This is a genomic window from Stenotrophomonas sp. PFBMAA-4, from assembly GCF_030053215.1.
GTDB lineage: Bacteria > Pseudomonadota > Gammaproteobacteria > Xanthomonadales > Xanthomonadaceae > Stenotrophomonas.
On sequence record NZ_JASGBW010000002.1, the window covers coordinates 150,624 to 170,515 of the forward strand.

The 19,892-nt window shown below is 60.7% G+C and carries 18 protein-coding genes and 1 pseudogene; 5 read left to right on the forward strand and 14 right to left on the reverse strand.

Translation table 11 applies throughout. The annotated features are described in order from the left end of the window. Positions 1 to 792: a transporter gene (locus QMZ26_RS02030; protein ID WP_283220395.1), complete on the forward strand. Its 792-nt coding sequence runs from the start codon at positions 1 to 3 to the stop codon at positions 790 to 792. A gap of 148 nt (positions 793 to 940) precedes the next feature. Here the strand turns inward: QMZ26_RS02030 and QMZ26_RS02035 are convergent, their stop codons facing one another. The 3 genes from QMZ26_RS02035 to QMZ26_RS02045 all read right to left on the reverse strand — a co-directional run bounded on the left by QMZ26_RS02035 (position 941) and on the right by QMZ26_RS02045 (position 2,502). Beyond that, the gene (locus QMZ26_RS02035) at positions 941 to 1,336 is read right to left on the reverse strand and encodes a DUF202 domain-containing protein (RefSeq protein ID WP_283220396.1); all 396 of its coding nucleotides are present in this window, start codon (positions 1,334 to 1,336) and stop codon (positions 941 to 943) included. A gap of 110 nt (positions 1,337 to 1,446) precedes the next feature. Beyond that, entirely contained in the window at positions 1,447 to 2,115 is a 669-nt protein-coding gene (locus tag QMZ26_RS02040; protein WP_283220397.1) for a MarC family protein, read from the reverse strand. A gap of 21 nt (positions 2,116 to 2,136) precedes the next feature. Next, the gene (locus QMZ26_RS02045; RefSeq protein ID WP_283220485.1) at positions 2,137 to 2,502 is read right to left on the reverse strand and encodes a DUF1622 domain-containing protein; all 366 of its coding nucleotides are present in this window, start codon (positions 2,500 to 2,502) and stop codon (positions 2,137 to 2,139) included. Positions 2,503 to 2,660: 158 nt separating this feature from the next. Here QMZ26_RS02045 and QMZ26_RS02050 point away from each other — a divergent pair, with 158 nt between their 5' ends. After that, positions 2,661 to 2,852 carry a hypothetical protein gene (locus QMZ26_RS02050; protein ID WP_283220398.1) on the forward strand — a complete coding sequence of 64 codons (192 nt, stop codon included), beginning with the start codon at positions 2,661 to 2,663 and terminating at the stop codon, positions 2,850 to 2,852. 966 nt (positions 2,853 to 3,818) lie between these two features. Beyond that, positions 3,819 to 5,348: an arylsulfatase gene (locus QMZ26_RS02055; protein ID WP_283220399.1), complete on the forward strand. Its 1,530-nt coding sequence runs from the start codon at positions 3,819 to 3,821 to the stop codon at positions 5,346 to 5,348. Positions 5,349 to 5,996: 648 nt separating this feature from the next. Here QMZ26_RS02055 and QMZ26_RS02060 read toward each other — a convergent pair. Then, entirely contained in the window at positions 5,997 to 6,437 is a 441-nt protein-coding gene (locus QMZ26_RS02060) for an NIF family HAD-type phosphatase (protein WP_283220400.1), read from the reverse strand. 316 nt (positions 6,438 to 6,753) lie between these two features. After that, positions 6,754 to 7,587, reverse strand: coding sequence for a hypothetical protein (locus QMZ26_RS02065; RefSeq protein ID WP_283220401.1), 834 nt, complete (start codon positions 7,585 to 7,587; stop codon positions 6,754 to 6,756). Positions 7,588 to 8,939: 1,352 nt separating this feature from the next. Here QMZ26_RS02065 and QMZ26_RS02070 point away from each other — a divergent pair. Further along, a complete protein-coding gene (locus QMZ26_RS02070) occupies positions 8,940 to 9,200 on the forward strand; it encodes a hypothetical protein (RefSeq protein ID WP_283220402.1) in 261 nt (86 codons plus the stop codon). A gap of 58 nt (positions 9,201 to 9,258) precedes the next feature. On the opposite strand, the gene QMZ26_RS02075 is transcribed toward QMZ26_RS02070, so the two are convergent. From QMZ26_RS02075 to QMZ26_RS02085, 3 genes are read right to left on the reverse strand one after another with little or no spacing between them, the layout of a single operon-like run. Continuing rightward, positions 9,259 to 10,143 (reverse strand): TniB family NTP-binding protein, encoded by an 885-nt coding sequence (locus QMZ26_RS02075; RefSeq protein WP_283220403.1) that lies wholly within the window; start codon positions 10,141 to 10,143, stop codon positions 9,259 to 9,261. Continuing rightward, entirely contained in the window at positions 10,140 to 12,080 is a 1,941-nt protein-coding gene (locus tag QMZ26_RS02080; protein ID WP_283220404.1) for a Mu transposase C-terminal domain-containing protein, read from the reverse strand. The genes QMZ26_RS02075 and QMZ26_RS02080 overlap by 4 nt, the downstream gene beginning before the upstream one ends. Before the next feature lies 1 nt (position 12,081). Then, positions 12,082 to 12,729, reverse strand: coding sequence for a TnsA endonuclease N-terminal domain-containing protein (locus tag QMZ26_RS02085; RefSeq protein WP_345782652.1), 648 nt, complete (start codon positions 12,727 to 12,729; stop codon positions 12,082 to 12,084). 137 nt (positions 12,730 to 12,866) lie between these two features. On the opposite strand from QMZ26_RS02085, the pseudogene QMZ26_RS02090 reads away from it, so the two are divergent. Further along, positions 12,867 to 13,532: pseudogene (locus QMZ26_RS02090) on the forward strand (ATP-binding protein); the annotation flags it as partial. 46 nt (positions 13,533 to 13,578) lie between these two features. On the opposite strand, the gene QMZ26_RS02095 reads toward QMZ26_RS02090, so the two are convergent. The 6 genes from QMZ26_RS02095 to QMZ26_RS02120 all read right to left on the reverse strand — a co-directional run bounded on the left by QMZ26_RS02095 (position 13,579) and on the right by QMZ26_RS02120 (position 19,798). Next, positions 13,579 to 14,232, reverse strand: a complete 654-nt coding sequence (locus QMZ26_RS02095; RefSeq protein WP_283220406.1) for a response regulator transcription factor — start codon at positions 14,230 to 14,232, stop codon at positions 13,579 to 13,581. A gap of 10 nt (positions 14,233 to 14,242) precedes the next feature. Beyond that, positions 14,243 to 17,263 carry a sensor histidine kinase gene (locus QMZ26_RS02100; RefSeq protein ID WP_283220407.1) on the reverse strand — a complete coding sequence of 1,007 codons (3,021 nt, stop codon included), beginning with the start codon at positions 17,261 to 17,263 and terminating at the stop codon, positions 14,243 to 14,245. 23 nt (positions 17,264 to 17,286) lie between these two features. Then, positions 17,287 to 17,871, reverse strand: a complete 585-nt coding sequence (locus tag QMZ26_RS02105) for a cupin domain-containing protein (protein WP_283220408.1) — start codon at positions 17,869 to 17,871, stop codon at positions 17,287 to 17,289. Beyond that, on the reverse strand, positions 17,868 to 18,785 hold the full coding sequence (locus QMZ26_RS02110) for an alpha/beta hydrolase (protein WP_283220409.1): 918 nt from the start codon (positions 18,783 to 18,785) through the stop codon (positions 17,868 to 17,870). The genes QMZ26_RS02105 and QMZ26_RS02110 overlap by 4 nt, the downstream gene beginning before the upstream one ends. Before the next feature lie 242 nt (positions 18,786 to 19,027). Beyond that, positions 19,028 to 19,603, reverse strand: coding sequence for a hypothetical protein (locus QMZ26_RS02115; protein ID WP_283220410.1), 576 nt, complete (start codon positions 19,601 to 19,603; stop codon positions 19,028 to 19,030). A 36-nt stretch (positions 19,604 to 19,639) separates the two neighbouring features. Further along, positions 19,640 to 19,798: a hypothetical protein gene (locus QMZ26_RS02120; RefSeq protein WP_283220411.1), complete on the reverse strand. Its 159-nt coding sequence runs from the start codon at positions 19,796 to 19,798 to the stop codon at positions 19,640 to 19,642. Positions 19,799 to 19,892: the final 94 nt, after the last annotated feature.

Genomic DNA, 19,892 nt, shown 5'->3' on the forward strand with positions numbered 1-19,892 from the left:
ATGAATAAGGCTCTGTGCCTGGCTGCCGTCCTGATGTGCAGTTGGAATGCGCACGCGCAAGAAGGAACGGAGGACGCCGATGCGTTGGCAAAGGCTCTTGCCAATCCAGTTGCGGCGCTCATCAGCGTCCCATTCCAATACAACTACGATCGCACATTTGGGGAGGATGGAGATCGTCATCTGCTGAATATCCAGCCGGTCATTCCATTCTCGCTAAACGAAAATTGGAACATCATCTCCAGAACAATCATCCCCCTGACCTATCAGGACGACGTCGTTCCAGGGAGCGATCAGGCGGGTTTGGGGGACGTTGTTCAAAGTATCTTCATTTCCCCAAAGGAGCCTACCGCTGGGGGCCTGGTGTGGGGCGTGGGACCCGTTGTGATGCTACCAACAGGAACTGACGATCTAAGCGCTGATACCTGGGCTGCCGGCCCGACCGGCGTCGCACTGGTTCAGCGAGGTCGATGGACTTACGGGGCCTTGGTAAATCACTTGGTAGATGTCGCGGGACACGGTACTCGTCGAGCAGACATCAGCTCCACCATGCTCCAGCCCTTCGTCACCCGGGGACTATCAGGGGGCCGGACCGTGGCGGTGAACCTTGAGTCGACATACGACTGGAAGGCTCGCCGGTGGCTGGTTCCGATCAACCTGCAGTACTCCAAGGTAGTCAAGATCGGGACTCAGCAGGTCAGCTTGCAAGGGGGACTCAGGTCTTACCTGGAAGGGCCGTCTGGCGGTCCGGACTGGGGGTTGCGGTTCAACGTTACGTTGCTGTATCCGAAATAATCCGAACAGGACGTGCGTTGCGGGTGCCATTTAGGATTAGCTATCAACCGTGGGACATCCTTGGAGGAGCTGGTCTTGGGTGTTGCCGTCGCGCCCCGCCTTCTTCAAGTTTTTCACCGCAGCGCTGCATCTTGCTGTGTCCTACGTATCAATCCAATGGACCAATGTTGAAGGCCATGTGGCACACCGCTGAGATGCCAAGCAGCAGCAAGCAGATTGCGATGAGCAGCGTCACCGAATATTCCAAGTCTGGCTGGTCTCGGTGAAGCAGGCCTGCTTCTTGCATAGCAGCGCGATCACGCCGCAGCCGTCTCATGAATCGAACATGCTTCCAGATCCCAAGTGCCATCAAGACAACACCGATACTGACCATGGCAATCCCGAACCGTGCGGGACCGCCTTCAGAGAGCTTTGGGCTGCCAATGTCTGCCAGATAGCGAAAGAACTGGAACAGCGTGAATCCGAAGCCGATCAGGGACAGGGAGGTCCGCATTATCGACATCAAGGTGCGGTCCGCGCTCATTCGCGTGCGCTCGAAGGACATGGCGGTTCGGTGAGAGGAAAGATCTACCGAAGGTTCTGACAATGGTGTGACTTGCATAGGTGCTCCTTGAAGGCGAAATTTGATCCTGCTTCATGACACGGTGACCACCCTCAAGACATTCGCATGAGGGAAGCGGATGCGCCCACGATGAACTGAAGGGCCAGCGCTACCTGCATTACTCCCAAGATCGCGCCAACAATGGCCAGTGTGGTGGTTCCGACGGTTCGCACAATCCACGGAATGAACGCAAGAAACAGCGCGTCCAAGGCCAGCACGACAACTGCAAGTGATAGCACCAGCAGTGTCCGTGGCGCGCCATGACTAAGAGCAACCAAGACGATGACGGCTGCGAAGGCATACGCTGGGACCGTGATAGGAAACGAAAGAGCGGTCGCTGAAATCTTTGTCGCGAAGTTGCTGGATGAAGCAGGCCCGCTCTCATACTGAGACAACAGCATCCGCAGTGCTACGAGAAGAAACACAAGACCGCCCGCCGCTTGGAGCACAGCGGGGGCGATATGCCAGTTTCTGAGTAGGTTTCCGCCCACAAGGCCTGCGGCCAGGACTGCCGCACTGGATATGAGAAACACGCGGAGCGACAACTTTCTCCGTTCGGCCCCTCCTAGCTGACCCGCCTTGGCGGCGTAAAAGGCGATGGACTTGATGGGTCCCATCATTATGAAGAACAGAACAAAAACATCGGCCAAAGGCAAGCCATAAGCATCGCCCGAACTGCCGATGGTGTACTGAAGCGTCTGCGTCATGGTGGGAGAGGCCAAGGTTGGTTCGAGAGATAGGAGTCAGCGAAGCTCTGCTGGTGTGCTCCCGTGAGCTTCAATGGCTTCACGAGAGGCATTCTCCAGATCCCGTTCGAGGAAATAGTTTAGGAAGGTTCGGATGACCGCTATGGCTGCGAGTTGGCCGATGTCGTTCCAATCGGGTGAGATCGCGGTGCGCACGATGTCCGCGGCGAGCATGAATTCCAAGCCAAGCAGCAGCCAGCGTCCCAAGCTCAACCAAGCGGCCCTTCGCGCACCCTGGCTGCCTAGGCGAATCCGAACTGCGGGCAACATCTTTAAAAGAGCATCTAGCGATCCAATGGCAATGGTCAACACAGACAGTCCTTCAAGAAACAGGGCGATCCAGCCGCTGACGTCTACGAACATGTGCTCCACGGTGATCTCCAGTCATTGGACGGGACTGAGCTATGTCTACTAAATAAGAACGCAATTGGCCTCATTGCCAAGGCCTGCCTGAATGCCCGCGCGACTGTTAGAACCTGCTAACCTTTCCAAGTATTAGCTCAACTCGATCGAGGGCCGCAATGTCTGGTGAAAAGACTGAATTATGGATGGTTCTCCTTTTTGTTCTGCTTGTGCCGATGCTGCTCGTCGTCGCTCTTAATCTCGCGCTCAAGAAAAGAGGAGGACTGGGACGTGGTTGGGGGGCGGCCATCGTTCTCATCTTTGCTGGCCTTACGGCGCTATTGATGATCCTGGAGAGGGTTCGCGTTTGAGGGACCTCGGATTTCTAGAGCACGGTGGGAGTGGTCCGTAGCGCGGGGGCTGGGGAGGATTGGGCGTCCCGCGCGCTACGGCCAACCTTGAGAACCGGAAGATGTTCGTTCTGGATCATACTGACAGGAACGAATGCATTGGAAATCAGTAGAAATGCTGATCCCGCAGAGATGGCCGTTGATATGGCTTGTGGAACTGGGACGCGCGCCCCAGACTGATTCAAAGCCTCCGCCATTCATAAGGGGCGCGCGTAGATCAGTGAGGTGACACGTGGCTGTTAGGCATGCTCCAGCGTCGTTTCACAGCGTCACGCTGTCCGTAAATGGGCGCGCTTACACAGCCAACATTTGGCGAGGCAGTGGGTCACAGTGGAGGGTGCTCACCGTAGAGGTCCACGGGTTTCCCCGGGTCACAGCAAACATGGTCGACTTCCCCTCCTGCCGGGCCTCACTCGAGGCCGCCGAACTGCTCGCGAAGGAAGTTCTGGAGCAAAGGTCGCCTTACCGTTCATCTACTCCCGAGAGCGGCTAATCAGCGGCAGAGCAAGAGCTTGTCGCAGAACCATACCAGGAGACGCGAACCACCTGAGCGGCAAGCCAACGCAGCAAACTGCCGTTCGGCCAGGCCGACCAGACGCTACAACAGCGGCGGACCTCTATGGCGAATGCACTTACAGGTGCCAGTCACGAAGGCGTTACGACTGGTGCACCGGCGAGCCAGCGCCAGCAGTTCATCGCGCAAGTGGGGTGCGAAATGCCGGGCATCAGATGGCCATCACGCTCTTCATTTCTCCAAGCTCGATCTAAGTAGTAATACGGTTTCTTGACTCGCAACTGCGTGCAAACATTATTCGGCGGTGACTGGATGCACTCTCCGCTCCTCCGCTTCCTCGCTGGCGCCTTAAGTATCAAGAGCCAACAGAAGTTTGCCGCTCAGCCCATTCCACTCACGTGTAGGAGTTCGACATGAGCAGTTCCGTAGCGAAGAAGCGCCCCAACATTCTTGTGATCTGGGGCGACGACATCGGCTGGCAGAATGTCAGTGCGTATGGCCTTGGAACTATGGGCTACACCACCCCCAACATTGACAGGGTCGGGCTGGAAGGCATCCGCTTTACGGACCACTACGCGCAGGCGTCTTGCACAGCTGGACGTGCCGCGTTTATCACTGGTCAGTATCCAATTCGATCGGGAATGACCACCGTCGGTCAGCCAGGTGATGCGCTTGGCCTTCAAACCGCCTCGCCCTGCTTGGCGGAAGTACTCAAGGGTGCCGGTTATCGCACGGGGCATTTCGGAAAAAGTCACTTGGGTGACCGAAATGAACATCTTCCTACGAATCACGGCTTCGACGAATTCTTCGGTAACCTCTACCACCTCAATGTCTCCGAAGAAGATCAGCAGCGTGATTACAAGAACTTTGCGGAGAAGTACTCAGGGAGCGTCGAAGCCTACGAGGCGAAATTTGGAGCCCGAGGGGTGATTCATAGCTGGGCGACTGATATCGATGACCCCACCGAGGATCCGAGGTTTGGCAGGGTGGGAAAGCAAAAGATCATTGATACAGGCCCACTGCATCAAGAGCGCATGCACGAGGTCGACGAGAAAGAGTTCATTCCGCCTGCGCTTTCCTTTATGAAGAGCGCACAAGAGGCTGGCGAGCCTTTCTTCGTATGGTTGAACACGAGCCGCATGCATCTTTACACGAGGCTAAACGAGAAATGGCGCTACGCCGCTGAGAAATACACCTCGGAAGCCGACGTGCATGGATCTGGCATGCTGCAGCATGACCATGACATCGGCATTGTCTTGGACTGGTTGAAGGAGAACGGGCTAGAGGAGGACACCGTTGTTTGGTACAGCACGGACAACGGCCCGGAGCACGCGTCTTGGCCTCATGGTGGAACGACGCCCTTCCGTAGCGAGAAGATGTCGACTTGGGAAGGAGGCGTGCGCGTCATCTCGATGCTGCGCTGGCCTGGAGTCATCGCGCCTCAGCAACTCAAGAACGGCATCCAAGCCCATCAAGACATGTTCACAACGTTGGCCGCCATTGCTGGCGTTCCCGACATCAAGTCGAAAATGCTTGAGGAGAAAGCCCAGTACATCGATGGCGTCAACAACCTCGATTACTGGACTGGCACAGCCGACGCTTCCGCCAGGGATCATTTGTTCCACTACAACGAGAGCAAGCTGACGGCGGTGAGAATGGGCCCTTGGAAATGGCATTTCTCGACTGCGGACGGCTACTACGGGACCCTGGAGGGCCGCAGCAAACCACTGGTTTTCAATGTGCGAATGGATCCATTTGAGAGTTACGACACTGCGGATTCGTATGGCCATCTCTGTCAGAAGGTCTCGTGGATGATGGGGCCGATGGGCCAGATCATGAACGAACACCTCCAGACCTTGAGGGACTACCCTCCGGTGCAGGGCGGGAAATCCTTCGACATGTCGAATGTTGTGGAGCAATTCATCGCCAAGGGGCACGACTGACCACGACTTGGTGGTTGCAAGAGGCTCGCCCTCTCCCGACGCCTCTTGCAGCCGCCTCGCTTCGACCCGGCACCAAAGCGCCTGTTCACGATCAGTGCCCAGTCTGCGCAACTTCCGTAGATCGCCTATTGGTTCCCGAGAGAGTCGGCGGCAGCACCCTGCGTCAGCAGGCTGAATGCTACGAAGCGGGGACATGCCACCTCCCAGAATGAAAGGACCCAGCGGTCAACCACTGGGACAATCGAGCGTTCAACCGGCCCCAGCAGTAGAATCGGCCGCGGTACGAATGGCCACTATGGGTCGAGAGCAGGCTCTTGTTTTTTGGTCGTGCCGCTTGGTGCCGACGCGTCTGCTTTGGGACCAGTAGCCGTCAGTCGCCCAGTAGATGTCCGCTTCCGGCCAGAAGCGGACGATCGAAGTACCCCTAGTGGACAAGCGCAACTGTGCGGCGCGGCAACGGCGCGTCGATTCAAGACGTAGCAGAAATGCCTCCGTGGGGGGCATTGATCCAGTCGAATCTACAATTGAGCTGAAGCCTGGTTGTCGACTCTATCCCTGCTGATCCGGCTTATGCGGATCTCGAGCCGGCGCATCTTTTTCCAAGTCTGACAGCGTCCAGATCTCTCGACGCTCCAACCACTCCTGCCCTCATCGCCCCCCCAAAGCACTAATCCGCTCCCGTAAGCGCTTCAATGCGATCTTCAATCCATCATCGTCTGCAGGATAAGGTGACCCGAAAAGGGGGACTTCGACCCACAGGTGCTCCTGCCCAGGATGGACATAGGGGCCGTGGTCATCCAGCAACAACGCCGCCCCCTGTACCGCGGACACGAAGCTTAGGTCCTTCGTCTTACCAGACCAGTCGACGTACCGAAGCAGCGCGAACCAGCCCGGCGCGCTACCCTCATCTATAAGAAGAGAGGCAATGCTCCTGAAGCGGCACTCGGGCACCGTGGTGAACACCACCAGTTCGTCGAACAAGAATCGCGCATCTTCCAGGAACTGGTATAGACCCGGTCTGGGGATCTGACTGATGGCATTGGAAATGAGCGTACCTTCAAGGTCCAAAGCCAAGATGCTCGGCTTCATGAGGTGCCTCCTGTCGGCGCATGCGCCCACCTTGCGCCTTCCGCGCGGGAGTGTCTATCGTGTGAGCCTAATGGTACGCCTGCACCGTGAGCCTACTGGTGCAGCGTCGGCCGGCGAGCAAACACGGGCAGTGTCATTTTCCAGCCTGCGACCGACCACAGCATGCCGCCAGTTGGGTGCGTCGGCTGGTCCTGCCCCCACAGCCCCACTTATCCGCCACTACAACTGCCTCATAGCCAGGGTATACCGCCCGGCACGCTCAGGTAGGCCAACTCCTCTGCGCGGGGAAATGGAGCCACCTCTGGTTGCGCGTGCGCTAAGACTCCCCTCGCGTATGTGCCCATCTTGATGCGACATCCTCAAGCGCTGCGGGACAGGGTATGGCCTCACTGTTGGAAACGACATGCCATCGCTCGCCGCGCTTTTCGGGCCACCATTTTTGGGCCCTAATGGATCGCAGCGGTATCTTAAGGGCGATAGAGATGACGCTTTCCAGATCCTCGACCGCCGCCGAGTACCCATCCCTCTGTATTGCTTTCAGCAGCGCCCGTAAGCGGCGAACTGGCTTGGGTTCTGTGGCTCCACGTGCGGGACGCAGCGGCAGGGCAATATTGTGGCCCAGCGTGCCCCGTGCAAATCGTAGCACCGAGCTGAGATTGGCCCTGGCCCCTGGCACCCTCGCCAGGTGTAGCTCTAAAGATTGCTGATTCAGTTCAAGGAAGGATCTGGCACCTGCTGAGCGCATGAGCCCTGCAGCTGCCGATAAGTACAGCCTGCGAGTCCGCACCGGCCGGTCAGCTTTTATGAGCCACAGGTTGTACTGAAAGAGGTCATCGCTCCAATTGGCAGACTGTGCTTCTTCAAGGATCAAAGCTACTCGCGCGCTCTCCACGTGCTCCTGCTTTCCTTCCTCAGTAATTTCAATGCCCAGCACTTCGCAAGTGTAACGATAAGCTAATTGGTGGCGACGCAGACCAGCCACTGTGAAGTGATCCAACAGTGACTGCGGAAGCACGTGTTCCTGCGCAGAGAAACGCTCATCTAAACTAGAGAAGAATCGAAGGTGAGAGCGCAGGATCTTGGGCAACGCAGGATTGTCGGGCTGGCGCTCCATCAACCGACACACGAAGCCATTAAGCAAGCTGGCCACCCAGTCGCCTGTCAGCGTGACAGCGATCAGTTGGGTCTCGCGTCGTAGCACATCCCGATTGATACAAGACCTGCACCGGCCGCTGCCTGCCCCTTGGACGACCTGCCTACATTCTGGGCAGCAGCGCCAGGCTTCGCCAGATGGACCGCACTGAACGCAGAAGGCGGTCCCAGCATCGGTATGACCGGCGACAAGTCTGTGTCTTCGGCAGTAGACACAGGTAGCGTGGGTGGACGCGTTGCTGCATGGTGGGCACACCCTGGTCAGGATGTCTCCTTCACCTGACCAGAGCAATCTGCTGCTCGACCGCCCGCACTCCCAACACGGCTCCTTGTCTCTGAAATGTGGCGCGCACGATGGACACGCCACCGCGCTGTCACCCACCCTCTTGCCAGCCACAGGCACCGGTGCGCCACAGCGTATGCAGGCGCGTCCCGCTCTCTGACATGCCCCGCATAAGGGCACCGAGCTGTCCCGTTTATGCATCCGCGCGGTACCGGTGCAACCGGAGCATGGCACGGGCTTGAACTCGCTTGCATAGCAGCAGGCGCAATAGCCCTTGCCCTTGTGCAGGCGATGCATCTTGTCCACTTGGCGGCCACAGTTGTCACACCAGCGACCAGCCAGCTTTTGAGCCGGAGTGCTCATTTCGAGGCTGCTCTCAACAACGCCATTGCCCTCTTCTGTCTCCAGCCTACTGGCTTGGTCAATGCAAGCTCTCTCAGCCAAGAGGACAATCTACTCTTCTTTTTGGCCCCTCGTAGCCGAGGAATGGCCGATAAGCGTTCGGCGATACAGTCTATCCAGGGCGGCCGGGCATACCGTTCAAAGGTCGGGCGGGAAATTCTACCCTTAATATTCAAGCGATCAATGGATTGGGGCCACTGAGATGCCAGCTCGTGGATCAAATCGAAGTACATCCATCGGACAAACGCGCTGTCTGTCTCAATTGCATGGCCCTTTGCCTGCTCCGGCGTGCGCAGCATTCCCCAAGTCCGAAGCAGAGTCACGCCGCGCACAAGATCCGCTAGGGGTATTGGATCAGCTAGCGTTGGGATAGGCCTCCCTTCCAGACCTTCCATGAGCGTCTGCTGCGACGTGGGGCAAGGGCCCGCATGGTCCCAACCATGCCATGCATCCAGGTGATCGGTGTGGCAACAGTGGCATAGCGAGGAGCCCCTGAGCTGGCGATGGGGGACTATTGGAGCCCTGCATGTAGGGCAGCAAGCGTACAGAGGCACTAGGTGAACCGGACAATGCGTTACGAAGGAGAGCCGCCAGATACGACGATAGATGCCGTCCTCCGCCAAGCACAGTGGGCATACCTGCAGCCCGCTTAGCACACGAGTGCGATGGAAGATCCCGAGGGGATTGATCCAAGTTCCCCGCCCTTCGGCACCAACACTACCAAGCCCTTCAATGGCTTGCGTGTATTGTCTCAAGCACATCGTCTCGACTGTCGCTGGCAGAAGTCCGCAGCGATTTACCAGCAGTTCGGTAATTGCAACATGGGGCCGGCGATCTACATCGCGATTCCAGATCTGCACCCCCGGCAGAAGATGCGAGTAGAACCGATATGGATCAGCGCTATGGCCGTCGGCCAGGCGCAGTAGGTAGGAGCTTAAAAGCTCGCCCTCCACGGGGCGTATGCCCCGGTGGAAGGGAAACAGATCACACTGCCTTGGCGACTGCTTGCCAAGCATCGGAGCGGGTCCAAGCAAGTCCATTGAGCAAGTCAACACTGATCTGCTCAGCGCCGGACTCAACGGCCTCCACGGCGGCTCTTCGCAGCAACTTCACAGTCTGCCCTACTGTATCGCCTGCCAAAGCAAAGATTGCGTTGGCTAGTTCTGCCTTACTAAGACCGGATGGCTTTGCCAGAGGCAGCAGCTGCTCATAGGAAGCAAGGAAGGTCCGATACTCCCGATCGGCGCTCCAACGTGGCAGCCCAATTGGCTCAAACCGTGACTTCAGCTGGGGATCAAGGTTCAAAGCATTGATGGCTTTGGCGGTACCGGCCGCAACGATGGGAACGCGCAGCTCATTGCTCAAGTTTCTGATCGCGGCCAACAGGTCGGATGTGGCTCTGCCAGCGTCGGCCACGTTGTTGAACTCGTCCAGCGCCAGCATCTGCACATTGGCGTTCACCATTGCCGATTTGGCCTGGCGCTTCTTGTGCGCAGCTCGATCCCCCTCTCTGTGGGAGATGCCGAGCGTCCACAGGATGAGCGACCAGAACTCCGATTCATCGGGCTTACTGGGCATCTCGATCTTAAGCACAGGCACCACGGGCTTTCCCTCGTGGGTGACCAGGATGGGATGCCTGTTGGTGAAGTACTCAAGGATGGAGCTCTTGCCGTTTCCGCTTCCGGCCACGAGCAGGATGTTGTTCGGCCGCAGATTCTTCGGGAAGTTCAAAAGATCGTCTAGTTCATCCAACGCCTTGGTAGCTGCGGTGTAGCCCACCCAGCGATCCTGGCGGCAGAACTCAATACGGTGCTCGTTAGGTTCATCGAGAACCTCGGCCACTTCCGGCAGTAGGTGATCAGTGTTCATCGCTTTAAGGACACCTGGAAGGGAGTAATAGGCTCATCGGAAGCATCATCGACAACCCTAAGCGCTGGGGGTGCTGCGTACCCATGAACACTCTCGTCGTTGGCCGCCGCGGGGATCGGCACCGATCGCTCCGGCTGTACTTGAGCCGTAGGACGGGTGCCGGGCGGACGCCGGGCAGCAGAGCGGCGTGCCGATCTGGCCTTTTTGGTGGCATTGAGTGAATCGTCAACCCGTTGGCGAAGTCGATCAACTGTGGCAAAGATCTGGTCCTCGTCAACGTCCTTCAACCCGTCCTGCCTGAGGGCGTCATTGGCTGCATTGAGCTCCCAGAGACTAATCGCAGGGAAGCCCGTGTTTCGGTAGGGGACGGCGGTGTATCGGTTGTCTTGAGGATCCAAGAAGTAGGTGACGCTAATGTCTCGAGGATCGCGGCGAATCAGGAACTTTTTCTTATTCTTCGTGCCAGGGTCGACCGAATTGATGTAACGATCCAGAACAGGGTCGTAGTAGTGCACCTTATCCAGCTGGTACCCGTAGCGCTGGATTGTGCGCTCCTCGTACGGCATGAAGTCCAACTGCACGCGCATCGGGTCCTCTGGGATGGGCAGCAGTCCGATGCCAGCCTCTGTGGCCGAACCAGACAGCCCGCGCTCCCAGGCCGCAAGAGGGGTCATGCCAACGCCCGTGTGAAGGTTACGGTGGTACTTGTTGACGATGTAGTCAACCAAGTAGGCCTCCAACTCCTTGAGGGTCATCGCCGCTTTGGCATCTGAGTCGTAGCCCTTTCGCTGTGCGGGGTTGGAGAAGGTCTTGCCCGGAAGTCCCAAGAAGACACGAGCTGCAGTCCCCATCAGGCGCTCAATGTGGCCGCCGTAATGGGGAGTCTTCTTCATCCGATACTGCAAGTCGATGCCATAGTCCTCGCATGCGCGGGAAAGCGCGCGGGACCGGAACTCCTTTGCGTTGTCACAGTGAACTTTCCCCATGACACCCCACGTCGGCCAATCGCCTGCCACGCCCAGGTTGACCAAGTAGTCTCGCTTCTGGCAAATGGCCTGGGAGAGGCACAAACCAACAGCGACGGCTGAAGGCGGGTCCATGGACAGGTACAGCCCGGCCACCAAGCGGCTTCGCACATCGATGGCTAAGGTGAGATAGGGGCGCCCGATCGGAAGGCGGCTGACCTCATCGACCACAATGACGTTAGCTGGGGTGTGGTCGATTTGGATGACGCTATAAGGGTGGTCTGCACCAGGGAACGAGCCGCGGATGGGCTGATATTGATCACGAGCATCGTCGCGCCGTCCGCGCTTGCGCAGCGCAAACGCCACAGGAATGTCCTTGATCCGCGCGCGGACGGTGATGTGGCTTGGGGCCTTAAGCTTCAACTTCCTGCAGCGCTTTTTAACTTCATCAACCACGTCTTGCGCGGTACCTCGGTCGATCGACAAGTACTTGTCCTCGATCACCGAGCGAATGACCGCCTCCAGATCCTGGCTAAGCATCCTTGTGCCGGTGCGCCGACCAACTTTGGTGGGCACCAAGGAAGATACATGCCCCGAGAGCAAGAAGGCTTTGAGCCACTTGTACAAGGTGGTGAAATGGACTCCTGCAGACTTCGCAATGGCCTCGACGTCAGAGCGGGACCGCACCGGCATTTCAAGGAGAGGTTTGATGACCTGGAGCCTACGCTGCCCTTCGGCCCACTCTTCGTCGGTATAAAGCGCCAAGTCGCGCTCGGCGCGCCCCTGATCGTCGTCGGGTTCCAAGATCCGGCTGAGCGTCTCGACACGGAGGGTCTTGCTCTCACCGGTCCCGAGGTCCTTGGCCAGAACTGAGCTGGGGGTCATCACGTTTGTAACGACGTAACGTCGCCCCTCGCTGGCTACTTCTACGCCTGCGGTGATGGTCAAGAACTTGCGAGAGATGCCAACCATTCTACGACTCCATCCAAATGGTGGATGCCATCGTCAATGGCACTGTCAGATCGCAACCTACGCGTCCGTCAGCCACCATTTTCCACAGAGACGGGATAGCCCTGAGTCGCGACTCAGATGACTGATAAGTCGCACTCAGAAGTGCCTGCACCTTGGTCGGTCCGGTCGCCCTGAGGGTGTAGAGGAGCTGTTCGGAGATGAGCTCTTGTTCCGCGAGCCGATGGAAGCGGCGCAGGAATTTGACGTTGCCCAAGTAGGGGGTACGAATGTGCTTCTCGGTCAGAACCTTAAAGCGCCACCCATGATTGCGGCAGTGGCGATACGCAGCACCAAAGCGAGCACGGAACTTGTCCCAATCCGCCCTTAGTTCTTCTTGGTATTTGACCTCGTAGACGACAACTTCCGGTCTATCACCAACAAACGTGGCGCGCACATCCGGGGTGTAGCGTCTCCGCTTTCCATCTTCCTCGTGATAGATCGAAAACGGCTGGACCAATAGCTCAGTAACCCGAGCATCGAAGTCAAGCAGTTCGATGAGGTCCTGTTCCAACGAGGACTCGAAGCCGACCGCCCCGTCTTGAAGAGAAACGCGTCCGGAAAGTCCGCGAGACCTTACTCCCAGAAGCCTTTCGGGCGTCCCACCAATCATTAGCGCCATTAGCTAGGATCCTCTAATCCAGTAGCGACAATAAGCTTCAATCCGGTAGCTAGGCAAACTATCCGGATCCCTTTGGTATCAATGAGATACGTATCGTTACGGTAGTGACTTTAAGTGTATCTTACAGTGGCAATCCACCCTGCCCCGGCGAGATTTCGCTGGCACACCACGGGGTGCTGTTCCTGGACGAGCTGCCGGAATGGAATCGCAGCGCACTGGAAACGCTGCGTGAGCCCTTGGAATCCGGGCATATCCGCATCGCGCGTGCGGCGCGCAGCGTGCAGTACCCGGCGCGCTTCCAGCTGGTGGCGGCGATGAACCCCTGCCCGTGCGGGTGGGCTGGCGACCGCAGCAATCGCTGCCTGTGTACGGATGAGCGCATCACCCGCTACCGCGCGCGGGTGTCAGGGCCACTGCTGGACCGTATCGACCTGCATATCAGCGTGGCACGCATGGATGCGGTGGAACTGCGGGAAAGCACGCCACTGGGCGAGCCGAGCGCGGTGGTGCGGGCACGCGTGGAGGCGGCGCATGCACGACAGCGCGCGCGGGGTGGGTTGAACGCACATCTGCCACCGGCGGCGCTGAGGGCGTGTACGCGGTTGAGCGAGGCCGATCAGGATCTGCTGGAGCAGGCGATTGAACGGCTGCAGTTGTCGGCGCGGGCGATGCACCGGGTCTTGCGGGTGGCGAGGACGATTGCGGATCTGGATGGGTGCGAGGGGATCGGGACGGCACACCTCGCGGAGGCGATCGGTTATCGGCAGCTGGATCGGGGGAAGGTGGGGACCTGAAGGCGCTGCTCACTCTCGCCTCTGACCAAAGCCCCACCAACCCACCTCAGCCCGATGCAAACGGATTGATGTAACCGCGACGCGCCGCCAGTGTCACCGCATGCGTGCGGTCATGGACGCCCAGCTTGCCGAAGATCGTCTTCAGGTGCGCCTTGATGGTTTCCACCGACAGGTGCAGTTGCGAAGCAATCTGCTTGTTCGCCAGCCCATCCGCCACCAGCTGGAGAATGGCGATTTCCTTTTCGGTCAGCGGATCATCCAGAGCATGCGCCGCCAGCTCGCATGCAATCTCGGCAGACACCGCACGACGGCCGGCATGCACCGCGCGAACCGCATCGACCAGTTCCGAGCGGATGCCGTTCTTCAGCAGGTACCCCATGGCACCCGCCCGAATGGCGCGGGCGGCGTTCGCATCGCCCGGGTAGGTCGTCAGGACAAGGATCCGGGCCTTGGGTGCGAGCCGGCGGATCTCGGCAATGGCTTCCACGCCGCCGACGCCCGGCATCTGCACGTCCATCAGCGTTACGTCGGGCAGCAGTTGCCGGTACATCGCGATGGCTTCCGCCCCATCCGATGCTTCGCCAACCACCTCCATGTCCGCTTGCCGGTTGAGCAGCATGCTGATGCCATCGCGCACCATCGCATGGTCGTCAACGACGAGGACGCGTATGCGGGCAGGATTTTGCGGTGCGGCTTGCATCTGTAGTTCCTTACCGTCCGAAGCGTCCGAAGGGGCGCCGCTCGTCGCGCTTGTAGGCGATGGCGCCGGGCACTGAGAGTACGACCTCCGTGCCCCCGTCGGCGAGCGGCTCCACGCACAGGCGGGCACGCAGCTTCCGTGCACGTTCGGCCATGCCCACCAGGCCGAAGTGGCCGTCCCTGCCACCGCTGGCGGCGACGCCCGGCGCGATCCCCACCCCGTCATCGGCCAGCCGCAGGCCGAAACTCGAGTCGAAGCGGATCTCCACCGTCACCCGTCCCGCTGCGGCGTGCTGGCGCATGTTGTGCAGCGCCTCGCCCGCGATGGCAGTGACCTCCTCCAGTGCCAGGGGATCCAGTCGGCGCGGCGAGCCATGGACCGCCATTGCCACCTGGACGGCGGGATCGAACCCCGTCTGCGCGATCAGGTCGCACATCACCTGCTCGATGTTGCCCTCCTGCTGCGTCCGCAGCTCCCGCACCCGGTCGCGCCCCTCCGCGATCACCCGGTCGGCGGTATCGATCGCGGACACCAGCGATGCGCGTCCCGGATAGTCGGGCGGCAGATCATCCGCCGCCAGCTGGAAGCGAAGGGTCAGGGCCTGGATGGCCTGCAGCAGCGTGTCGTGCAGTTCGCGCGCGATGCGTTCGCGCTCCTCGACGCGCTCGGCCATCCTCAACCTGACGCTGCGCGCGACGGCCCGCAGCCGCAGCGAGTAGGCCATCCACAGCAGCACCACCAGGGCGACGCCGCACAGCAGCCGGAAGGGCCAGCTCTGCACGAACGTCGGGCGGATCCCGATGTCGAGCCGCGCGCTCTGCTGGCTCCAGATGCCGTCGTTGTTGGTGGCCATCACCAGTAAGCGGTACTGCCCCGGCCCGAGGTTCGAGTACGAAACGGTACGCCGCGTGCCCGCGTCGACCCATTGCTCATCCACGCCCTCCAGCTTGTACTTGAAGTGGACGCGCTGCGGCACGGTGAAGCTCAGGCCGGCGTAGGTGATGTCGAGGGTGCGGGTGCCGGCCGCCAGCGTGAGCTTCGTCGGGTCGCGCCAGGTGCACCCCCCACTTGAAAGCGCACGGATGGTGACGGGCGGTGCGATCTTGTTCGACGGCAGGTGCGCCGGATCGATGTAGGCAGCGCCTTGCCGGTTGAGGAACCAGATCCGGCCATCGCCCGCCAGGACGCTCTGGGTGCCGGCGAAACCGCCTCTCTGGACGGTACTTGCCAGGCCGTCCAGCGCATCAAGCTTCGTATACGGCAGCGGCGCCTGCGTATCGTCGAAGGCGCGATCGAAATCGACCGTGGCCACCTTGTACGCGCCCGTGCGGCTGAAAAGCCACGTTTCACCATCCGGCGTCTGCTGCAGCGTCCGCACCCAGGTAATCCAGGGGAAGCGGCGCTCGTCCAGCTGGCGCAGCCGGTCGCCTCGCATCCTCACCAGGCCGCTGCTGCCGCTCACGAACAGGTCGCGCGAGCCGGGAAGATTGCCGGGCAGGATCGCCCACGGCGTACCGATGCCGGAGGGGGCGAGCCGGATCGTCTTCAGGCGGTCCCCCTCCAGCACCGCAAGGTCCGGCGGCACGATCAGCGCGAGGTTGCCGTCGGGCGTGGTGGTCAGGTCCCACAGGTTGAGCTTGGCCAGCTCGCCCGACGCGCGGTGCCAGCCGTCCCCGTCGCGCCACATCAGCTGGCCGCTCGCGAGGCCAAGCCAGAGGCGCCCGCCCGCGTCTTCGGCGCAGGCAATCCTCCCCTCCTCGCCCGGGTAGCCCGGCCCGATCACCGCCTGCCGGCCATGGAGCAGCAGCGTCTGGTTGCGCTCCACCACCCACACGCCACCGTCGCGTGCCGGGCACATCGACACCTCGTCACTGTCGAGGGTACGGATCGGCGTGGGGGCCGCTCCCGGCGGCGCAAGGAACAGGGTTCTCCGCGTGGCGACATACACGCTGCCATCGCGCGCCTTGGCCATCGTCAAGCCAAAGGCGGGATCAGCCGGTATCGCGGCCTCCTGGATCGCACTCGCACGCCGGAACTGATCGATCCCGCTCTCGGTCGCGATCCAGACGTTTCCCTCCCGGTCGACGAACGGCACGTAGCTGATGTCGGAGGTGAGGCCGTTGATTTCCCGGAACGGATCCACGTTCCCGGCAGGCGTGGCACGCGGAGTGAAGGGATCCGCGATGTGGAATACGCCCACCGCGCCTGTCGTGCCCCACAACCCGCCATCGTGGTCGAACGCGAAGGCGGCCCGCGAGGTGCCCGGCAAGGCAGGAAAGACGATGCCTCCCTTTGCAGGGGCACCGTCAGGGCCGAACAGCATCCGGGTGCCGGCCGCATCGGAGGTCCACAAGGTGCCTTTGCGGTCGAGGGCGATCTTGGGCCGCCCGGACAACCGCACGTCCATGATCTGGAACCGGTCTGCGCCGGGCGCCAGCAGTGCCAGCGTGCCACTCCCGCCGTCTTCCGCGCTCAGCGCGACCCACAGGCCACCATCCCGGGCCACGACCAGATCCATGATGTAGCCGGGGGGCAGCGCCAGCCTCTCATCCACGCGCTCCCAACCGGCATCGCCCAGGCGTTGCAGCCGCTTGTCCAAGCCGAGCGAGGAGGCCCAGATCGCCCCGTCCGGCGTCTGCGCAAAGGCGGCCAGTCCTCGCGGAGGATCCGGCATGTGCATGTCCTGCAGGGCACCGTGCCGATAGACCGCCACGCCACCGGTATCGCGCAGGCCCACCCACAGTTCGCCTTTTCTGTCGGTCATCAGCGCCGAGGGCGATGCGTGCCGTCGTCCCGAACCCTCGGGCCAGTCGATCTGCTCGAACGTCGCACCGTCGAACCGGTACAACGTGTCACCTGCGAACCACAGGTAGCCATCGGCCGTCTGCGCGATGCGCAGCACGCCATCCGGCGCGCCATCATCGGCGGCCACCCGCACATGCTTGAACGGCGCAAACCCGGGCGGCGAGCGCTGGGCAAGGCAGGCCGAGGCGAAGAGCAGCGCGCTGATGGCCAGCAGCAGCGACAGCACCGTCGGAGCGATTCGGGACCGGGTCATTGCACTGTCACCCATTTCGCCTTGCCGGCAGAGACAGCGGGTCTGTCAGTCTGGCCAGTATTGGAGATAACCAAGGTTTCGACAATCGGTCCGCCCGCCCTCCCCGGGCGAGTTCGGGGATGCGGAGTGAAGTGCGTATCTGTCGGGCCGACACCGGTGATGTAGACCACCGCGGGGTCATCACGGGTCAGCGCGAAATGGGCATCATCGGCCGGCTCGGTGTAGAAGCTGCCGGCCGGCAGCTGTTTCAGGCGGTCCTCGGTCAACGCGGCCCCGTACCCGAAGTACCAGGTCCCGCTCACCACCACCGCGCTTCGCGCATCGCGGTGTGTGTGCGACGCGATCCGGGTGTGGGGCGGCACACGGATTTCGATGGCATAGGGGCCGGGCTTGCTGGGGTCGCCCATCAGCACGGTGGTACGGATGCCGTCGATGCCGGAAGTGCCGGGCCCTGCGCCGCCCTTGCCCAGGCTGGCGATCTCGCCCGGTGTCAGCCGGGCCTGTCCGCTGCCAGGATCTGCATGCGCTGCCAGTGCGAGGGCAATGCCGCATAGCGCGGCAGCGATGGCACGCGCGTTCACTGCTTTTCCCCCAGGAACGCGACGACACGGCTGACCGTGGCGGCGGGGTTCTCTTCCATGATCCAGTGCCCGGAGTCTGCGATGGTGCCTTCGGTTACGTCCGATGCCGCAGCGCGCATCACCACGGCCATGGTCAGGCCGAACGACTTCTCGCCGCCCAGCGCCAGGACCGGCATGGACAGACGATTGCCGGCCGCCAGCCACGCGCGGTTGTCGGCCGCATCCTGATCGAACGCGGCGAACTGCGCGAAGCCCGAACGCATGGCGCCGGGGCGGGCGTAAAGGGCCGCGTAGTGCTGGCGCGAGCGTTCATCGAAACGATCGGGATGCGCGGAAAATTCGTTCCAGAAGCGATCCAGGTAGATGCGCTCGCGGCCAGCCACAAGCCGCTCCATGTCCGGGCCGCCAAACCGGAAGTGCCACAGCAGCGGCGTCTTCAGGATCTCGTCCCAGGGGCCCACGCCAGGCACCGGCGCATCGATCAGCACCAGCCGGCCGACCCGCTCCGGCTGCTGCGTGGCCAGCGCAAAGGCCACCATGTTGCCGATGTCGTGCGCGACGATGTCGTAGCGTTCAACGCCCAGCGAGGCGAGCAGCGCCTGCATGTCACGCCCCTGGTTCATCTTGTCGTAGCCGCCGGCCGGGTGGGAGGAAAGCCCCATTCCCCGCAGGTCGGGCACGATGACCGTGTGCGTGTTTTCCAGTGCGGCAGCGAGAGGCGCCCACATGTCGCCCGTCTCGCCGTAGCCATGCAGCAGCAGGATGGCCGGCCCCTTTCCGCCCACGCGCACGTGCAGGTTCACGCCGTTCGCCGCCACCTCCTTGGCATGGAAGCTGTCGGGGAACGGGGGTACGTCGGCAAGCGCGGGGGCTGACAGGCAGAGCGCCGCGAGCAGCAGGATGGATCTGAACATGAGGCCTCCTTCGAGCCGAAAGGCTCTGCGACAGAGGCGATCAGTGTGGTGCTGGCCCGGGCGGGGCCCAATCCCAAGCTGAGTGCGAAGGGATACCCGAATGGGTAGGGGATTGGTTGGGCGGGGGGGTTGTGGCGTTGTCGCGCCTGATGTCGGCGGGGCAGCTGCTTTGGGCCAGAAACGGGCTGATGCGGCTCCTGAGTCTGGCCACGCCGCCCAGCGGCGCAGGCTTGAACGAACGGTCAGCGGGTGGGCACGCGACGAATGCTTCCGGTCCGAATCAGGTACTCGCGACCCACAAGGACGGGATGGTAGTAGTGCGTCTCGTTCTGGACGCCCTGCTGGAAATAGACCAAGCAGGATCCAGCGGGGTGGTTTTCGTTTACTTGGGTGTCATACCAAGCCTGTCCAGTCCAATCCAGCACTGATCCGTCATTGAGAGTCAGCCAGGTATGAGCTCGGATTTCCCGTTCGGGATGGGGATCTGCCATTTCAGCCAGGAGCGCATCCACAGACGTTGGAAAATAGTCCCATCCCTGTCCATGCATGCTGCCGATTGTCATGTGAGACTCCACGCCGCGACGCTGCAGATGATCTTGCAGCTGATCATGGACCTGGATGCAGTTGCCATTGAGCGATCGCGAACTGTCGAGTCCAAGCGAATAAAGGCGTTCCTCAAACTCCCACAGGATGGGATAGATCAAGCTTGCTTGAATGTCATCCGAGCTGAAAGAGGGTGCATTGTTCTCGCTCAGCAGGCCGAGGGACGTTGAAGCTGAGACTGCCTTCCTCACCAGGTTCTTGTAGTCGTCTTTCATATACTGATTCCGAGGAAGAACAGAAGGAGGTGCTTGTCAAAAGCGTCTTGTATATCGCTCGGGCAAAGGATCGCATTCCGGCAACGCAGCGAGATACGCTTCAAGAGCATCAACAGACTGCGAGTAATGAATCGCCATATCGATCATCTCAAGCCCATGAAATGATCCTGTATTCCAGATCTTGTCGCTTTCCACGCTGGTGAGCTTCCGGCCCAACTTCCCCTCCATTGCCGATTGCGTTTCCGCGGACCAAAGACGATTCCGTTCCGATGGAGTGGTCACTACGAAG